2 protein-coding genes are annotated in these 1,598 nt (G+C 61.8%); both read left to right on the top strand.

Features of this window, described 5'->3' with window-relative positions; genetic code table 11:
* Positions 1–1,129, top strand: a 1,129-nt coding sequence (locus tag FKW31_RS15755; RefSeq protein WP_150179056.1) for an arsenic transporter, incomplete at its 5' end; no start/stop codon positions are given.
* Positions 1,130–1,152: 23 nt separating this feature from the next.
* Positions 1,153–1,598, top strand: a 446-nt coding sequence (locus FKW31_RS15750) for an NAD(P)H-dependent oxidoreductase (RefSeq protein WP_193562098.1), incomplete at its 3' end; no start/stop codon positions are given.

The raw sequence follows: 1,598 nt of genomic DNA, 5'->3' as shown, positions 1-1,598 counted from the left end.
CTTCACCTTTATCGCGCTGATCGTCATCTCGCTGTTGCTGGATGAGGCAGGGTTCTTCCATTGGGCCGCCCTGCACGTCGTACGCTGGGGCAAAGGGCGAGGCCGGACGCTATTCCCGCTGATCGTGGTGCTGGGAGCGGCCATTGCAGCGGTTTTCGCCAATGACGGCGCGGCGCTGCTGCTGACGCCCATTGTCATCGCTATCCTGACGCAACTGCGCCTGAGCCATGGCGCGGCGCTGGCCTTTATTATCGCCACTGGGTTCGTCGCGGATACCACCAGCCTGCCGCTTGTCATTTCCAACCTGGTGAACATCGTCAGCGCCAATTTCTTTGGCATTGCGTTTGATCGCTATGCCGCGATCATGGTCCCTGTCGATCTGGTGGCGCTGGGCGCGACGCTGGCTGTGCTTTGGCTGTGGTACTGGCGGCAGGTGCCTGCGACCTATCCCGTCGCCGAACTGCCAGCACCCGCTGCGGCAATTCGTGACCACCATGTATTTCGGGCGGCATTTCCGCTGCTGGTCCTCGTTCTGGCGGCCTATTTCCTGACAGCGCCGTTTCATATCCCGGTCTGTGTTGTAGCCTGTCTGGCCGCCGGAACCCTGTTGCTCGTCGCCGGATATGGCCGGGTGATCCCTGTTCGCAAGGTGCTGATGGGCGCACCATGGCAGATCGTGATCTTCTCGCTGGGCATGTATCTGGTGGTGTATGGCCTGCGCAATGCCGGGCTGACCGACTACCTTGCGGCCGCACTGGTCTGGCTTGGCCATCAGGGGCCGTTCATCGCCACCATCGGCGCCGGCTTTCTGGCGGCTGTTCTGTCGTCCATCATGAACAATATGCCGAGTGTGCTGGTCGGGGCACTGGCGATCCAGCAGGCGCACGACATCACGCCGCTGACACGCGACCTGATGGTCTATGCCAACATCATCGGCTGCGACCTCGGGCCGAAATTCACGCCGATCGGCAGTCTCGCGACACTGCTCTGGCTGCATGTGCTGGCGTCCAGGAACCATCGGGTCACGTGGGGGCAATATATGAAGGTGGGTCTGGTGATCACACCTCCCGTCCTGCTGGTCACACTCCTGGCGCTGGCCCTGTGGCTGCCTCTAATCAACCAGCCGTAATGCATGAATGGACCGATATCACAATGACCGAACCTGACTTGCCGGCCCTTCACCCCGAATATCTTGAACAGGTCGATCTCGCGCGGCTGGAACCGCAACCGCGTGTGGACCATCCGCCGCGTATCCTTCTGCTCTATGGCTCTTTGCGTCCCCGATCCTTCAGCCGGTTGCTGGTGCTTGAGGCAGAACGCATCCTGAAGGTGCTGGGGGCCGAGACACGGGTGTTCGACCCGACCGGCCTGCCGGTAGCGGATTCCGTGCCCGCAAGTCATTCGAAGGTGCGGGAACTGCGGGAACTCTCGATCTGGTCTGAAGGCCAGGTCTGGTGCAGCCCCGAACGGCACGGCAACATCACTGCCGTGTTCAAGAACCAGATCGACTGGTTGCCCCTGACCGAAGGCTCGATCCGCCCGACGCAGGGCCGCACGCTGGCGGTCATGCAGGTTTCGGGCGGATCGCAGAGCTTCAA

The sequence above is a fragment of the Acetobacter sp. DmW_136 genome, assembly GCF_008690365.1.
Classification (GTDB): Bacteria; Pseudomonadota; Alphaproteobacteria; order Acetobacterales; family Acetobacteraceae; genus Acetobacter; species Acetobacter oryzifermentans.
This window is presented reverse-complemented; position numbering and strand designations above follow the sequence as displayed.